General features: G+C 64.3%; 14 protein-coding genes and 1 tRNA gene. 10 read left to right on the top strand and 5 right to left on the bottom strand.

The window, feature by feature from the left end:
• Nucleotides 1-40 precede the first annotated feature (40 nt).
• A complete protein-coding gene (locus WDX12_RS20445; protein ID WP_434721784.1) occupies nucleotides 41-283 on the top strand; it encodes an AbrB/MazE/SpoVT family DNA-binding domain-containing protein in 243 nt (80 codons plus the stop codon).
• A 380-nt stretch (nucleotides 284-663) separates the two neighbouring features.
• Here WDX12_RS20445 and greA read toward each other — a convergent pair whose 3' ends face one another.
• Complete coding sequence (gene greA / locus WDX12_RS20440; RefSeq protein ID WP_434721783.1) at nucleotides 664-1,146, bottom strand: transcription elongation factor GreA; 483 nt, start codon at nucleotides 1,144-1,146, stop codon at nucleotides 664-666.
• Nucleotides 1,147-1,252: 106 nt separating this feature from the next.
• Here greA and WDX12_RS20435 point away from each other — a divergent pair, with 106 nt between their 5' ends.
• Entirely contained in the window at nucleotides 1,253-2,629 is a 1,377-nt protein-coding gene (locus tag WDX12_RS20435) for a TIGR03808 family TAT-translocated repetitive protein (protein ID WP_434721782.1), read from the top strand.
• On the opposite strand, the gene WDX12_RS20430 is transcribed toward WDX12_RS20435, so the two are convergent.
• From WDX12_RS20430 to WDX12_RS20420, 3 genes are all read right to left on the bottom strand, one after another.
• Nucleotides 2,626-3,438 (bottom strand): methyltransferase domain-containing protein, encoded by an 813-nt coding sequence (locus tag WDX12_RS20430; RefSeq protein ID WP_434721781.1) that lies wholly within the window; start codon nucleotides 3,436-3,438, stop codon nucleotides 2,626-2,628. The two genes, WDX12_RS20435 and WDX12_RS20430, sit on opposite strands and share 4 nt — an antisense overlap.
• Nucleotides 3,439-3,535: 97 nt before the next feature.
• Nucleotides 3,536-4,540, bottom strand: a complete 1,005-nt coding sequence (locus WDX12_RS20425; protein WP_434721780.1) for an asparaginase — start codon at nucleotides 4,538-4,540, stop codon at nucleotides 3,536-3,538.
• Between the two features lie 48 nt (nucleotides 4,541-4,588).
• On the bottom strand, nucleotides 4,589-5,755 hold the full coding sequence (locus tag WDX12_RS20420; protein WP_434721779.1) for an acetyl-CoA acetyltransferase: 1,167 nt from the start codon (nucleotides 5,753-5,755) through the stop codon (nucleotides 4,589-4,591).
• 331 nt (nucleotides 5,756-6,086) lie between these two features.
• On the opposite strand from WDX12_RS20420, the gene betI reads away from it, so the two are divergent.
• The 6 genes from betI to WDX12_RS20390 all read left to right on the top strand — a co-directional run bounded on the left by betI (nucleotide 6,087) and on the right by WDX12_RS20390 (nucleotide 13,110).
• The gene (betI, locus tag WDX12_RS20415; protein ID WP_434721778.1) at nucleotides 6,087-6,677 is read left to right on the top strand and encodes a transcriptional regulator BetI; all 591 of its coding nucleotides are present in this window, start codon (nucleotides 6,087-6,089) and stop codon (nucleotides 6,675-6,677) included.
• A complete protein-coding gene (gene betC / locus WDX12_RS20410) occupies nucleotides 6,674-8,203 on the top strand; it encodes a choline-sulfatase (RefSeq protein WP_434721777.1) in 1,530 nt (509 codons plus the stop codon). Before betI ends, betC begins: the two co-directional genes overlap by 4 nt.
• Entirely contained in the window at nucleotides 8,200-9,204 is a 1,005-nt protein-coding gene (locus tag WDX12_RS20405; protein ID WP_434721776.1) for a threonine/serine dehydratase, read from the top strand. Before betC ends, WDX12_RS20405 begins: the two co-directional genes overlap by 4 nt.
• Nucleotides 9,197-10,849, top strand: a complete 1,653-nt coding sequence (gene betA, locus WDX12_RS20400; protein WP_434721775.1) for a choline dehydrogenase — start codon at nucleotides 9,197-9,199, stop codon at nucleotides 10,847-10,849. The genes WDX12_RS20405 and betA overlap by 8 nt, the downstream gene beginning before the upstream one ends.
• A 54-nt stretch (nucleotides 10,850-10,903) precedes the next feature.
• Nucleotides 10,904-12,367: a betaine-aldehyde dehydrogenase gene (gene betB / locus WDX12_RS20395; protein WP_434721774.1), complete on the top strand. Its 1,464-nt coding sequence runs from the start codon at nucleotides 10,904-10,906 to the stop codon at nucleotides 12,365-12,367.
• Nucleotides 12,368-12,567: 200 nt separating this feature from the next.
• Nucleotides 12,568-13,110: a dihydrofolate reductase family protein gene (locus WDX12_RS20390; RefSeq protein WP_434721773.1), complete on the top strand. Its 543-nt coding sequence runs from the start codon at nucleotides 12,568-12,570 to the stop codon at nucleotides 13,108-13,110.
• A 25-nt stretch (nucleotides 13,111-13,135) separates the two neighbouring features.
• On the opposite strand, the gene WDX12_RS20385 is transcribed toward WDX12_RS20390, so the two are convergent.
• On the bottom strand, nucleotides 13,136-15,373 hold the full coding sequence (locus WDX12_RS20385) for a mannose-1-phosphate guanylyltransferase/mannose-6-phosphate isomerase (RefSeq protein WP_434721772.1): 2,238 nt from the start codon (nucleotides 15,371-15,373) through the stop codon (nucleotides 13,136-13,138).
• Nucleotides 15,374-15,564: 191 nt separating this feature from the next.
• Here WDX12_RS20385 and WDX12_RS20380 point away from each other — a divergent pair.
• A tRNA-Pro gene (locus WDX12_RS20380) sits at nucleotides 15,565-15,641 on the top strand.
• Between the two features lie 181 nt (nucleotides 15,642-15,822).
• The gene (locus WDX12_RS20375) at nucleotides 15,823-16,146 is read left to right on the top strand and encodes a hypothetical protein (protein WP_434721771.1); all 324 of its coding nucleotides are present in this window, start codon (nucleotides 15,823-15,825) and stop codon (nucleotides 16,144-16,146) included.
• Nucleotides 16,147-16,152: the final 6 nt, after the last annotated feature.

The raw sequence follows: 16,152 nt of genomic DNA, 5'->3' as shown, positions 1-16,152 counted from the left end.
AAGGTTGTTCTATAGCAATCGACACAACCAGGGCGCGACTGTGTTTAAGACAATCATCCATGGACTTGAGGACGGATCAGGAGCCGTACTGCTGCCGCGCGAAATGCTCGACAGCTTGAACCTTCAGGTTGGCGATGAGTTCCAGATCATTGAAACCGACGACGGCCTCATTCTAAGGCCAGTCCGCCACGACAACCGCCAACGGCAAATGAACGCAGCTCGCGTTGTCATGGACAAGTACGAAGCTGAGCTACGGAAGCTTGCAACGGTGGCTAACGGCTAGTTCCTCAACACAGTGATTTGAAAGATTGCAGGCTTGTCGGGCAAGGCTATCAACGTCCGCTGGGGTAAGTCAGCGCAAACGCTGGCGATGAGCTGAAGGCTCCTGAACCTCGTCATTCCAGGGCGGAGCAAGGAGCGAAGCGACGCGCGCAGACCCTGGAATCCATGCCGTTACCTGGACCGAAGTGTGCAACGGTGTAGAATTCTGGACCCGCCGCGGCGCTTCCAAGTCACGGCATGGATCCTCGGGTCTACGCGCGTCGCTTCGCTCCTTGCTCCGCCCGTGGATGACGACCGCGATAGGCGTCTCGGCCAATCGCCAAGGCATGGGATCTGCCCAACGCACACCAGCCAACCGGTCAAAACTTCTGTGTTAAGGAACTAGCTCTCGGCCTTGTCCGAGAGCTTGACGATTTCCCATTCCTTGCCGTTGACCTTAACGACCTCGCCGATCTTCTTGCCGAACAGGGCCACGGCCATCGGCGAAACATGGGAAATGCTGCCCTTTGACGGGTCGGCTTCGTCCTCGCCGACGATGCGCCAATGCACCTTCTTGCCGTCGTCGCCTTCCAGCGTAACCCCCATGCCGAAGCGGACCACGTCGCTGCCTGGCTCCGGCACGGAAAGCTCGGCATTCTCGCGCCGCGCGGTCCAGTAGCGCAGGTCGCGGGAGACCACCGCGATACGCTCGCGGTCGCCCTTCCGCTCCGCCTTGGCCAATATGTCGCGCAAGTCGGCGAGATTGTCCTCGATCATCGCAAGTCCGCGCTCCGTCACCAGATTGCGGTGCGTGCTAACTGGACGTTCGCCGACGCCGGCAATGGCGTTTTCGCTGTCTTCTTCGCGGGTGAAAGCTCTGCTCATGCGATGAACTTAGGCTCGGCGAGGCGACTGCACAAGCGGTTTGGAAATGAGCCCGCCTTGGCACGATTCCTGCGACAGACAGGGCGAAACGCCAGGACCTGTGCCGATGTTGAACAGACGAACGCTGCTTGCCCGGACCGCCGGCTTCGCCGCCGCCGGCCTCTTCGCCGGCAAGGCAGCGGCGAAATCGCTGCCGGGCATCGAAATGGCCGCCATGCGCGGCTCGATCAACGCCACGGAGATCGGCGTGCAGCCCGGCGCGGTCGACGACCAGAGCAAGGTCTTCGCCAAGATGCTGGCCGAGGCCAGCGATCGCGACCAGCCGGTGTTCCTGCCGCCCGGCACCTATCTCGTCTCGAACCTCAAGCTACCGGCCCGCATGCGGCTTTCGGGTGTGCCAGGCGCGACGCGCATCGTCTATGGCGGCAACGGCCACCTGATGATGGCCGAACAGGCCGAGCATATCGAGTTCAGCGGCCTGGTGTTCGACGGCGCCAACCGCTGGCTGGCCGATTACGCGCAAGGGCTGCTCGACCTGCGCCGCGTCGGCCATCTCGTCATCGACAATTGCCAGGTGACCGGCAGCGGCAAGAACGGGCTGGCGCTCGAACATGCCGTCGGCCGTATCGGCCGCTGCGACATTTCCGGTGCGGCCGATGCCGGCATCTACTCCGTCGAGGCCGGCGGGCTGGAGATTTCCGGCAACAGTGTTTCGGACTGCGCCAATGGCGGCATCCTGGTGCATCGCTGGCAGTCGGCGGAGGACGGCACCATCGTCAGCGGCAACCGCGTGCAGCGCATCGGCGCGCGCAGCGGCGGCACCGGCCAGAATGGCAACGGCATCAACGCTTTCCGCGCTGGCAATGTGATCATCTCGGGCAATGTCGTCTCCGACTGCGCCTTCACCGCGATCCGCGCCAACAGCGCGAGCAATCTGCAGATCGCCGGCAACACCTGCTCGCGCTCGGGCGAGACCGGCATCTATTCGGAATTCTCCTTCGAAGGCGCGATCCTCAGCAACAATCTGGTCGACGGCGCCGCCAACGGCATCTCGATCGTCAATTTCAACGAGGGCGGGCGGATGGCGGTCTGCTCGAACAACATCGTGCGCAACCTCTCGACCACCGGTCCCTACACCGCGGACCCGCCCGGCTTCGGCGTCGGCATCAGCGCCGAGGCCGATACGACGGTCTCAGGCAATGTCGTCGAGAACGCGCCGCTCTACGGCATGCAGCTCGGCTGGGGCCCCTATCTGCGCAATGTCGTGGCGACCGGAAACATCATCCGCCAGGCCGGCACCGGCATCGTCGTTTCGGTCGTCGAAGGTTCCGGCACCGCGGTCATCTCGGACAACGTCATCGACGGCGCGAAAAACGGCGCCATCATCGGCCAGCGCTGGGCCGATCCGGTGACCGGCGATCTATCGCGGTCAACTGATACCGGCTATGCGCATCTCACTGTGGAGCGCAACAAGGTCAGTTAGGCCGCAGCGACGATGATGTGCGCCTGGATCTTGGCGGCAATTTCGCCACGGCCGTGCCTGTCGGCGATCATGGATTCGGCGTAGTCGGTCGCGGACGCCAATCGTCCCGGCTCCCTCGCCTCGATCTCGTTGCGAAGCAGGGTGCCCTGGCAGTAGGCGACCGCGGGAACGCGCGGCGAGGATGCGCGGCTCTGCTCGGCTATGGTGTCGATCGCCACGTCGGAGAAACCCGCGGCAGCCAGATCGTTACGGATCAGCGCCTTGTCGTGGTAGCCGTGCGGCGTACGCGCCAGGAAGCGCGGCGGATCGTGCGGAAAGATCCTGGCGAGAGCATTCGTCACGTCGTTGGCGAAGATGTTCTCCTCGATGCGATCCCAGACACTGAACAGGAAATGCCCGCCGGGCTTCAGGACCCGCCTTGCCTCGCGATAGGCGGCGACGCGGTCGGGAAAGAACATGGCGCCGAACTGACAGCAGACGAGGTCGAACGCCGCCTCCTCGAAAGGCAGCTTCAGGGCATCCGCCTGGCGCCAAGCAATGCGGCCGTCGGGCCCCTGGCGCGAGGCCGCATAGTCGAGCATCGGCTGGTTGAGATCGGTTACGGTGTAGCTGGCGCCAGGCGAGAGTTTCGACCCCAGGGCGCGGGTGACGGCCCCGGTGCCCGCGGCAGTTTCCAAAACAGCCAAGGGTGAGAAGGACGCTGCACGGCGCGCGGTCTCGGCGGCATAGGCCTCGAAAATCAGCGGCACCATATGGCGATCGTAATTTTCCGGGATCGACCCGGCAAACACCTTGTCTGCTTCCAGCATGGCTACCCACCCATCCATTCGATGGTAGGGAGACTAGCACATAATTTTTTGTCTTGAGTTCACCCACGCGGCAGATGCGCGTCGGAAAGTCGGCGCACTAGTTGAGCGCCGCCGTTGGCCGCAGCAAGCCGACCTTGGCGCCGATGCGGCTTTCGATTGCGGGATGGGCGAGTTCGATAAGCTTTGCCGCAACCGCATCGTCGCCGCGCAGCAACTTGGCCAGAACCGCGGCGATCATCACCTCTACCGCCCTGCCGGCGCCGTCATCGCATTTCAAGGCGATGCCGAGGCCAAGTTCGGACAATGCAGCGCAATAGACGCCTTCGGCGCCGGTCTTGACGAAGAGGCGACCGGGCGCGGCCTGCATCAGCGCGACATCGGCCTTGCCGGTGCCGGCGACGAGGAACGGCTCGGCCATGCAAGCCGAGAGCAGTCGCTTCGCCGCCTTGGCGCGCTTGGGCGAAAAGCCCCTGCCCGTCCCCATGCGGGCAAAGCCCCGGGCGAAGCTCTTCAGCGGCACGGCGTAGGTCGGGATCGAGCAGCCGTCGATGCCGCTGTTGTCGACGCCGTGCGCCGTGCCGGTCACGGCTTGCATGGCGTCGCGCACCATCTCCTGCTGCGCATGACCTGCCTTGACATAGCCAGCGTGCGCGATGCCGGCATGGACGCAGGTGCAAAGGAAGCCGGAATGCTTGCCGGAACAATTGTTGTGCAAAGCGTTGGGAACGCCGCCGGCGCGGGCGAGCGCGATGGTGGCATCGTGGCTCGAGGGCCAATGCGCGCCGCATTCGAGCGCGGTCTTGTCGAGACCGGCCTTGGCGAGCATCGCCGTCGCCAGTTCGACATGGGCGGGCTCGCCCGAATGCGAGGCGCAGGCAAGCGCCAGTTCGCGGTCGCCGAAACCATAGGCGTCGGCGGCACCCGATTCGACCAGCGGCAAGGCCTGGATGGCTTTCACCGCGGAACGCGGGAAGACCGGGCGGTCCGTGTCGCCGATCTCCCAGACGGCCTTGCCGTCGGCGTCGAAGACGCAAACCGCGCCGCGGTGCGCGCTTTCCACCACCGCGCCGCGCGTGACTTCGACCAGAACCGGATTTGTCATGTTGCCTCCCGCGCGCGCCCAGAGGGCGCGCCTTAATGCGGGCCGCTTCTATCTGATCCGGTCGAGGATGGAAACGTAGTTGGCGACCGCCGCGCCGCCCATGTTGAAGATACCACCGAGCTTGGCCCCCGGCACCTGGATGCCGCCGGCTTCGCCGGTCAGTTGCATGGCGGTCAGCACATGCATCGACACGCCGGTGGCGCCGATCGGGTGGCCCTTGGCCTTCAGGCCGCCGGATGGGTTGACCGGCAGGCGACCGTCCTTGGCCGTCGTGCCGTCCAGCGCCAGCCTGGCACCCTCGCCGGGCTTGGCCAGACCCATCGCCTCATATTCGATCAATTCGGCGATGGTGAAGCAGTCATGCGTCTCGACGAAGGAGAGGTCGTCGAGCGTGACGCCGGCCTTCTTCAGCGCTTGCTCCCAGGCGCGCTCGCAACCCTCGAAGGAGAGGATGTCGCGCTTCGACATCGGCAGGAAGTCCTGCACATGCTCGTTGGCGCGGAAGGTCACGGCACGGCGCATCTTCAACGCCGTCGCGGTGTCGGTGAGAACGAGCGCCGCGGCGCCATCCGAGACCAGCGAGCAATCTGTGCGCTTCAGCGGACCGGCGACGAACGGATTCTTCTCGCTTTCCTGGCGGCAGAATTCGTAGCCGAAATCCTTGCGCATCTGCGCGTAGGGATTTTCGACGCCATTCCGGTGGTTCTTGGCCGCGATCATGGCCAGCGCATCCGACTGGTCGCCATAGCGCTGGAAATAGGCCTGCGCGATCTTGCCGAAGACGCCGGCGAAGCCTGCCGGCGTGTCGCCGTCTTCCGGCAGGTAGGATGCCTTGAGCAGGTTCTTGCCGATCTCGGGACCGGGCGTCGTCGTCATCTGCTCGGCGCCGACCACCAGCACGATGCGGGCGGCGTTGGCGTCGATGGCGCGGATGCCTTGCCTTACCGCCGCGGAGCCAGTGGCGCAGGCGTTCTCGACGCGCGTCGCGGGCTTGAAGCGCAGCCGGTCATCGGCCTGCAGCACAAGGCTCGCGGTGAAATCCTGCGGCGAGAAGCCGGCGTTGAAATGGCCAAGCACGATCTCGTCGACATCGTCGGGGCCGATGCCGGCATGGTCGAGCGCTTCGACGGCGACCTTGGTGATCAGGCCCTCGAGCGTCTCGCCTTCAAGCTTGCCGAAGCGCGAATGCGCCCAGCCGACGATGCATGCGGTCATAACAGCCTCCATTTGCCGCCGAGCCTGGCGTATGTCGATCTTCAGGTGATGCCGGCCTGCGAATGTCGATTTCCTGCGCTTCCGGTGCTCACGTACTTAAGTACGCTCCGCTCCGGTTCTCGGAGATCGCCACTCTCGGCGCGGCCTGACCTGAACCTCAACACACGCTAGCACGTCTTGGTCGCGGCTCGCGATTCAATATTGTTCAATAGTGAACCGTTTTCCAGCCCAAGGCATGGGGCAGAACGACACGATCGGTTGATCCGGGCGTCGATTTTTTATTGATTGACGCGTCAATAAAAAATAATCTCACTGCGAACCGGATACCAAAATGCCAAAAATCGGAATGGAGCCAGTGCGCCGCAAGGCGCTGATCGACGCGACGATCTCGGCGATCGGCGAGCGCGGATCGCTGGACGTGACGATGTCGGAGATCGCCGGCCGCGCCGGCGTGTCGTCGGCGCTGGCGCATCACTATTTCGGCGCCAAGGACGAGCTGCTGTTCGCGACGATGCGGCATATCCTCGCCGAGCTCAACACCGACACAAGGCGCGCGTTCGGCCTTGCCGCGACGCCGCGCCATCGTGTCTCGGCAGTCGTCGCCGTCAGCTTTTCCGACGACCAGTTCCAGCCCCAGATCATCGCCGCCTGGCTCGCCTTCTATGTCGAGGCGCAGAAATCGACCGAGCTGCGGCGGCTGCTGCGCATCTATGCGCGGCGGCTGCATTCGAACCTGATGAGCGGGCTGACCGGCATCCTGCCTCGGACCGAGGCCGACCGCGTGGCGGAAGCGACCGCGGCGCTGATCGACGGGCTCTATATCCGCCGCGCGCTGAAGGACGGCGTGCCGGACGCGCGGACCGCGATCGCGCTCGTGGAAGACTATCTCGAAACCAAGCTCAACGGACGGAGCCTGCCTTGACCACCCGGCGACCCAATTTCCTGATCGTCATGGTCGATCAGCTCAACGGCACGCTCTTCCCGGACGGTCCGGCCGAGTTCCTGCATGCGCCGCATCTGAAGGCGCTGGCCGCGCGCTCGGCGCGCTTCGCCAACAACTACACCGCTTCGCCTCTCTGCGCCCCGGGCCGCGCCTCGTTCATGAGCGGGCAACTGCCGTCACGCACGGGTGTCTATGACAACGCGGCCGAGTTCGCCTCGTCGATCCCGACCTTCGCCCATCACCTGCGCGGTGCCGGCTATTACACCTGCCTGTCGGGCAAGATGCATTTCGTCGGACCGGACCAATTGCATGGTTTCGAGGAACGGCTGACCACCGACATCTATCCAGCCGATTTCGGCTGGACGCCAGACTATCGCAAGCCGGGCGAGCGCATCGACTGGTGGTACCACAATCTGGGTTCGGTCACCGGCGCCGGCGTCGCCGAGACCACCAACCAGATGGAATATGATGACGAAGTCGTATTCCTGGCGACGCAAAAGCTTTACCAGCTGTCGCGCGAGCAGGACGATGCGGGTCACCGCCCCTGGTGCCTTACCGTTTCACTGTCGCATCCGCACGACCCCTATGTGGCGCGCAAGCAGTATTGGGATCTTTACGAGAACTGCCAGGCGCTCGATCCGGAAACGCCGTTCATCCCGTATGATGAGCAGGATACGCATTCGCAGCGGCTCTACCGCGCCAGCGATTATTCGTCCTTCGATATTACCGATGAACAGGTACGCCGTTCGCGGCGCGGTTACTTCGCCAACATCTCCTATGTCGACGACAAGCTCGGCGAGCTTCTGGACGTTTTAAAGCGCACCCGCATGCTCGATGATACCATCATTCTGTTCTGCTCGGATCACGGTGACATGCTGGGCGAGCGTGGCCTGTGGTTCAAGATGAGCTTCTTCGAAGGCTCGGCGCGCGTGCCGCTGATGATCGCCGGCAGGGGCGTGCCGGCCGGGCCGATCGAGGCGCCGGTTTCCAATCTCGACGTGACGCCGACGCTCTGCGACCTCGCCGGCATCGACATTGCCGCGATCGAACCGTGGACGGACGGCCAGTCGCTGCTGCCGCTGCTCGACGGCAAGGCACGCGCCGCACCGGTGCTGATCGAGTATGCCGCGGAAGGCTCTAACGCGCCGCTGGTCGCGATCCGCGACGGCAAATACAAGTTCGTCCATTGCGAGCTCGACGCCCCGCAGTTGTTCGATCTCGCAGCCGATCCGCTCGAACGCGACAACCTGGCCGACGATCCGGCGAACGCCGCCCTGGTCGCTGCGTTCATGGAAAAGGTCAGAGCCCGCTGGGACATGGCCGCTTTCGACGCGGCGGTCCGCGAAAGCCAGGCGCGCCGCTGGGTCGTCTATCCGGCGCTACGCAACGGCGCCTATTACCCTTGGGATTTCCAGCCGCTGCAGAAGGCGTCGGAACGCTACATGCGCAATCACATGAACCTCGACAATCTCGAAGAGAGCAAACGGTATCCGAGAGGCGAATGATGGCAGACATTCTTGTCCCTACGCTTGATCATCTGAAGCAAGCCTATGCCGTCACCTCGACGGCCACGCAGGTGACGCCGCTGCTGGAGTCGGCGGCGTTGGCCAAGGAGACCGGCGCGGCGCGTGTCTTCGTCAAGCCGGAGTCGCTGCAATGGGCCGGCTCCTTCAAGGTGCGCGGCGCCTATTGGCGGCTGAACCGGCTTTCGCCGGATGAGGCGAGAAAGGGCGTGGTGGCCTATTCCTCCGGCAATTTCGCGCAAGGGCTGGCGGCCGCCGGCCAGGCTCTGGGCATTCCGGTCACCATCGTCATGCCGATCGACGCGCCCGCCGCCAAGCGCGACGCGACGGCCGGTTATGGCGCGCGGGTGGTGCTGACCGATCATGGCGACCGCGCCCGCGAGGAGGTCGCCGCGGCGAAGGCGCGGGAGATCGCCGAGACCGAGCACTTCACCTTGCTGCATCCCTTCGACGATCCGGAGATCGTCGCCGGCCAGGCCGGCGCCGGACTGGAAGCACTCGACCAACTGGCAATGAAGAAGGCGCATGCCGACCTGGTGTTCTGCTCGGTCGGCGGCGGCGGACTGATCGGCGGCGTCTCGCTCGCCTTCCACTATGTGTCGCCGAAGACCGAAATCATCGCGGTCGAGCCGGAGGGGTTCAACGGCATGGGCTCATCGCTGGCGCATGGCGCGATCGAGACGATGCCGATCGGGCCGAAATCGATCTGCGATGGGCTGATGGCGCGCAAGCCCGGCGACGCGCCCTTCGCGGCGGTGAGTGCCGCCGGCGTGCGCGGCGTCACCGTCGACGATGCCTCGGTGCGACGCGCGATGAAGATCGCCTTCGAGCGGATGAAGCTGGTGCTCGAGCCGTCGGGCGCGGCCTCGCTGGCGGCGCTGCTCGGCGGCAAGGTGGATGTGAAGGACAAGACCGTCCTTGTGGTAGCAACCGGCGGCAATGTCTCGCTCGCCGATTTTATGGCGCATATGAACAATGCTTGAAGCGGATTTCGTCATCATCGGTTCCGGCTCCGCCGGCTCGGCCATGGCCTACCGGCTGTCGGAAGACGGCAAGAATTCGGTTATCGTCATCGAGTTCGGCGGCACCGACATGGGACCGCTGATCCAGATGCCGTCGGCACTGTCGATCCCGCTCAACATGAGCCTTTACGACTGGGGTTTCGCCAGCGAACCGGAGCCGCATCTCGGCGGACGCGTGCTTGCCACGCCGCGCGGCAAGGTGATCGGCGGCTCGTCCTCGATCAACGGCATGGTCTATGTGCGTGGCCATGCGCATGACTTCGACCACTGGGCCGAACAGGGCGCCGCCGGCTGGGGCTTCGCCGACGTGCTTCCCTATTTCAAGCGCATGGAGGATTCCGACGGCGGCGAGGACGGCTGGCGGGGCAGAAGCGGACCATTGCATGTGCAGCGCGGCTCGCGGAAAAATCCGCTCTACGGCGCCTTTGTCGAGGCAGGCCGCCAGGCCGGTTTCGAGCTCACCGACGACTATAACGGCTCGAAGCAGGAAGGTTTTGGGCCGATGGAGCAGACCATCCTGGGTGGCCGCCGCTGGTCGGCTGCGAATGCCTATCTGAGGCCGGCCCTCAAACGCAAGAATGTTAGCCTGCTCAAGGGTTTCGCGCGGCGCCTGGTGATCGAGAATCAACGAGCCGTCGGCGTCGAGATCGAAGCTAACAAACAGATTCAGGTCGTTAAGGCGCGGCGTGAGGTGATCGTCGCGGCGTCGTCGATCAATTCACCGAAAATCCTGATGCTGTCCGGCATCGGCCCGGGCGCGCATCTGCAGGAAAACGGCATAAAGGTGATCGCCGACCGTCCAGGCGTCGGTGCCAATCTGCAGGATCATCTGGAACTCTACATCCAGCAGGAATCGACCAAGCCGATCACGCTGAACTCGGTGCTCAATCCTTTCTCCAAGGCATTGATCGGCGCGCAGTGGCTGTTCTTCAAGACCGGGCTTGGTGCCACCAATCATTTCGAGGCGGCGGCCTTCGTGCGCTCTGCTGCCGGCGTCGACTACCCCGATATCCAGTATCATTTCATCCCGGCGGCGGTGCGCTATGACGGCAAGGCGGCGGCGAAGTCGCATGGCTTCCAGGCGCATGTCGGGCCGATGCGCTCCAAGTCGCGCGGCTCGGTGACGCTGCGCTCGCCCGATCCGAGGACGAAGCCAGTGATCCGCTTCAACTACATGTCGCACCCCGACGACTGGAGCGAGTTCCGCCACTGCATCCGGCTGACGCGCGAGATCTTCGGCCAGAAGGCATTCGACGGCTTTCGCGGCAAGGAGATTTCGCCGGGCAGCCATGTGCAGACCGACGACGAGCTCGACGCCTTCATCCGCGACCATGCCGAGAGCGCCTACCACCCTTGCGGCACCTGCCGGATGGGTCGCGCCGACGATCTCACAGCCGTCGTCGATCCCGAATGCCGGGTGATCGGCGTCGATGGCTTGCGCGTCGCCGACTCCTCGATCTTCCCGCGGGTGACCAACGGCAATCTCAACGCGCCGTCGATCATGACCGGCGAGAAGGCCTCCGACCACATCCTGGGCCGCACGCCGCTGGCGCCATCCAACCAGGAACCGTGGATCAATCCGCGCTGGCAGGTGGCGGACCGATAGGGCATTGTCGGGCGGGTGCCCTCCCCGCCCAGCGACCAGGAATGGAGAAAAACCATGCGCGCCCAGCCGACCGCATCGCACTACGTCAATGGCCGCTACATCGAGGATGAAGGCGGCGCGCCACTGCCCGTGATCTATCCGGCGACGGGCGAGACCATAGCGACGCTGCATTCGGCGACGCCCAATGTGCTGGAGCTGGCAATCGAGGCAGCCCGCGCCGCCCAGCCGGCCTGGGCGCGGCTGAAGCCGGTCGAACGCGGCCGCATCCTGCGCCGCGCCGCCGACATCCTGCGGGCGCGCAATGCCGATCTGGCGCGGATCGAGACACTCGACACCGGCAAGGCGATCCAGGAGACGCTGGTGGCGGATGCGCCTTCGGCCGCCAATTGCCTGGAATATTTCGCCGGAGCGGTCGCCGCCTTCAACGGCGAGATGATCGATCTCGGCGGGCCCTTCGCCTACACGCGCCGCGAGCCGCTCGGTGTGTGCGTCGGCATCGGCGCCTGGAACTATCCGATCCAGATCGCCGGCTGGAAGTCGGCGCCGGCTTTGGCCATGGGCAACGCCATGGTGTTCAAGCCCTCGGAGAACACCCCTCTGTCGGCGCTGGCGCTGGCCGAGATCTACTCGGAGGCCGGCCTGCCCGACGGGCTGTTCAACGTCGTGCAGGGCTATGGCGATGTCGGTGCCGGCCTCGTCGGGCATGACGTCGTCGCCAAGGTCTCGGTGACCGGCTCGGTGCCGACCGGCCGCAAGGTGCTATCGCTCGCCGGCTCGAAGATGAAGCACGCGACGATGGAGCTCGGCGGCAAGTCGCCGCTGATCGTCTTCGACGACGCCGATCTCGAGAACGCCATTGGCGGCGCCATGCTCGGCAATTTCTATTCCAGCGGCCAGATCTGCTCCAACGGCACGCGCGTCTTCGTGCAGAAGGGCCTGCATGACCGCTTCGTCGAGCGGCTGGTCGAGCGGACGAAAAAAATCCGCATCGGCGATCCGCTCGATCCCGAGACGCAGATGGGCCCGCTGGTCAACAAGGCGCAGCAGGACAAGGTCGTCTCCTACATCGAAGCCGGCAAGCAGGAGGGTGCGACGCTCGCCTGCGGCGGAAGCGTGCCGTCACTGCAGGGTTTCGAGGGCGGTTTCTTTGTCGAGCCGACGGTGTTCACCGGCGTCACCGACACCATGCGCATCGCGCGTGAAGAGATTTTCGGGCCGGTGATGAGCGTCTTGAAATTCGACAGCGAGGACGAGGTGATCGAGCGCGCCAACGACACCGAGTTCGGGCTGGCAGCCGGCGTGTTCACGCGCGACCTGCCGCGTGCGCATCGGGTGATCGCCGAGCTGCAGGCCGGCACCTGCTGGATCAACGCCTACAATTTGACGCCTGTCGAAATGCCATTCGGCGGCGTCAAGCAATCCGGCATCGGGCGGGAAAATTCGCTGGCGGCGCTGGCGCACTACTCGCAGCTGAAGGCGGTCTATGTCGAGACTGGGGACGTGGCGGCGCCTTACTGACTTGGCAAAATGGGTTAGCCAACTTGTCACAAATTGCTGGCGGTGAAGTACCCCGATAAAGCCATAACTAATGGCTGTCTGTCGTCAGCGTGGAAACTTTCGCTGTGGTCACGGCGAACGAGCGTGCCTTTAGCTAGGATGCTGGCTCCATCTGCTCGTCGCTGGCCGACTGCGGCGAAGGTAATCGAACGGAGAGCCATGTGCGAAAAGTTGTCCTGATCATGACCATGTCGATCGACGGATATGTCGTTGGGCCGGAAGGAATGCCGACGGGCGGCTCCCCTGAACCGGCAGAGCTCAAGCGCTGGAAACTGGATCGTATTCGTCGCGCTGGCACACACATCATGGGGCGCGTCAGCTACGAGGAAATGGGACCGTACTGGCAGAAATCCGACGATGCCTATGCCGAGCCTATGAATGATATCCCTAAGGTCGTTTTTTCGAAAACGCTGAAGGAGGCGACTTGGCCAGATTCCACTATCGCGAAAGGTGATCTGCACGAGGAGATCTCTAAATTGAAAAAGCAGCGCGGCGGCGAAATCATCGCATGGGGTGGCGCAGGTTTCGCTCAGGCACTGTCGAAGGCGGGGCTGATTGATGAGTACGTCATCTTGACACGGCCAATCGCCTATGGCGGTGGCAAACCCCTATTCAGCGGTTTGGCGGCCGCACTCAAGCTAAACGTCCTCGTGACAGCCGCCTACGACAATGGCACGATGCTTCGCGTCTACGCCCCTGGCTAAACCAGCCTATCGCGCAGGCATCGTCTCACTCCTTCTCCGCCGTCCCGTCCAGGTACTGCGTCAGCGCACAGACCAGGTGATAGAAGATGCTGGCTGGCACTTCGGTTGCCAGTGAGCGGCCGCGCTCGTCGATGCGGTCGATCCAGAGGCCGAGCGGCGCCGGGTCTATGTGCCAGCGGAACAGGCGACCGACGCGAGCCTCGATCTCGGGCTTGAGGTCCGGCCCGCCCGAGCCGTCGAGCGCGATCGCCGCCTTGATCGCCTCGGCCTGCGGCCAGCTTCGCGAGACCGTGTCGAGTGGCAGGCCCTGGCGCGAGACGGCGCCGTAGGCAAGGCCGGTAGCGCGGTTGAGGCCGTTGGCAATGGCCGAGGCATAGAGTTTACGGGCAAAGGCTGTGAGCTCGCTCTGGCCGCTGCGGGCGGCGAAATCTACCAGCAGCGAGGCCCATTCGAAATGGTGGCCGGGCTCGGTCCAGTTGGCCTTTCCGTTCGCCGCCGGCCTCCAGCCTTCGTCGAAATATTCGCCGAGCGTCCAGCTCTCGGCATCGAAGAAATGGCTGCGGAAAAGGTCGATGATGCGCGCCGCGCGGCGCAGATAGGCGCGCTCGCCGGTCGCCTGATGCCAGGCGAGAAAAGCCTCCAGAAAATGCATATGCGGGTTGGAGCGCCGCTCGTCCGCGCCGTCGGAGGTTTCCAGAAAGCCGGTCATGCGGCTGTCTTCGAGATGCGCGTCGAGGAAGGCAAACGTCTCCTCGCCGAGCCGCAGCGCGTCGGGATGGCCCGACATGTGGGCGTGGGCGAGCGCCAGAAGCACGCAGGAATGGTCATAAGCGTCCTCGACCGGATCGGCGACTGAACCGTCGATGTTGAGCGTGCGCACCCAGCCGCCACGCTCGGTGCGGCCCTGGCCGGCCATAAAGTCGATGCCGTGCGCGATCAGCCGGTCGGCCGGCCCATCCCAGCCTCGCTCCTTGGCGACCGCGAAGGCATAGACCTGACGCGCCTGCGTGCGCATGCGCTTGGGTTTCATCAGCGGCGCGGCGTCGAAGCCCAGCGCCTCATGAAAACCGCCATGGCGCTCGTCGACGCCAAGGGTCGACCATAGCGGCAGCGTCTCGTCGAACAGCCAGTGGCGCACGCGCCGCCGCCAGGCGCCGCTCTCGATGACGCGGTCATGCGCCGGCGTGAACCTGGTCTCCAGCCGGCCGGATTTCTCCAACTGCTCGACAATCTTCTTGACGTGCTGACTGTGGCTGACCGGCGCGACGAACGTGGCGTCGGCGGTGGAGACGACGGCCACGTCCTTCATGCCGATGGCCGAGAGCAGCCGCCCCTCGCTGCGGATGTAAGAGTTCTCGCAATCGATGGCGACGACGTCTCCGACGATGACGTTGCCGTCCTTGTCGGACGGGCCGACGTCGAGCAGCGATTGCCAGGAGCCGAGATCGTTCCAGCGGAAGCCGGCGGGCACCATGGCGATGTCCTTCGCGCGTTCCATGATGGCGTAGTCGATCGAGGTCGACGGAATCGCGGAATAAAGTTCCAGCGGCATATAAAGGCCGGACAGATCGCTGGTCGCAGCCTTGTAGGCGGCTTCCGTCGCCTGCCAGATTTGCGGTTCATGGGCCGCGAAGGCGTCGCTCATGGCGCCGGCGCGGAACAGGAAGATGCCGGTGTTCCAGTAGAAGCTGCCGGCATCGAGATAGGCCTGTGCGGTGGCGAAATCGGGCTTCTCGACGAAGCGCGAGACGTCGAAGACACCGTCCTTGCCGGCTCCGACCTCGATATAGCCATAACCGGTCTCGGGCTGTGTCGGCTTGAGGCCGAACACCACGAGCCGGCCGGCATTTGCCGCCGCCGCGCCCGCCTCGATGCTTTGCCAGAACTGGCGAGGGGTCGATATCTCGTGATCCGACGGCACCACCAGCACCAGTTCGTCGCCATATTCGGAGAGCGTGCGCAGGCTGGCCAGCGCCACGGCGGCCGCCGTGTTGCGGCCCGTCGGCTCGAACAGCGGCCCCCCGCCGGCGAGATCGAGACCGGCAAGGTCGGCATGGACGCGCTCGGCGTGACGCTCCGCGGCGATCAGGAAGATCGGCGTCTCGCCTTGCGGGCGCGCCGCCAGCCGGCGCAAGGTCTTGGCCAGCATCGAGCCGTCGCCCGAGAAGTCGTGGAACTGCTTGGGATTGTCCTCGCGCGACAACGGCCACAGCCGCGACCCGACGCCGCCGCTCATGACAAAACTGACGATGCGCTGGCTCATGAACGACCTTGTCAAAAGTCTGGCTCCGACGGCCTGGACTTACGACAAAAGCCTTTAAGCCCACCTTTACCCGACAGCCAAATCCTATGCCATTCAGGCAAGCTTCGCGAAAGAAGGGAAATGCGACAGAAGTGCTGTCATTGGCGCTTGCAGGATCGGAACGTGGCGGCTATAAGCCCGCGGTCTGGTCACGGAGTGTAGCGCAGTCTGGTAGCGCACCTCGTTCGGGACGAGGGGGTCGCAGGTTCAAATCCTGCCACTCCGACCAGAAAAAACAAGCACTTGGCTGCTTGTCCTCCCGCCTCGACCATTAACCTTTCAGCGTCGATTTGCGCGCCGGAATGGCTGCCGTCATCCAATATGCTCGACAGCCGGTCCTCACTTTGACCTAATGGTGGTCTGACCTGGTTCCTACTGGGCGCGAACAGAGCGGCTAAATGAGAAATGAAGTGAAGTTCATAGCCATTTCGATCGCGACGCTGCTTCTGGCGGCGGGCTGCTCGTCGACCACCGGATCGATCAGCCCGGCGAAATACGACAAAATGAACTGCCCTGAGCTCAACAATGCGGTCGGCGACACCGCCACCGATATTTCACGCACCGCAATCGCCCGCGGCAGGGTCGCCAACACCTCCGTGCCGACGTGGCTGCTCGGCGGCGAGCGCGTGAAGACTGTGGTGGCCAATCGCGAAACCGCCCGGATCGACAGGTTGCAGCAACAGCAGCAGGTGATCGTCGCGACGCGGAGGCAGAGGTGCCCGGCCTCGCAGTAGCCGAAC

Origin of the sequence: Mesorhizobium sp. RIZ17 (assembly GCF_051127865.1) — a bacterium.
GTDB classification, from domain to species: Bacteria; Pseudomonadota; Alphaproteobacteria; order Rhizobiales; family Rhizobiaceae; genus Mesorhizobium; species Mesorhizobium humile.
This window is presented reverse-complemented; position numbering and strand designations above follow the sequence as displayed.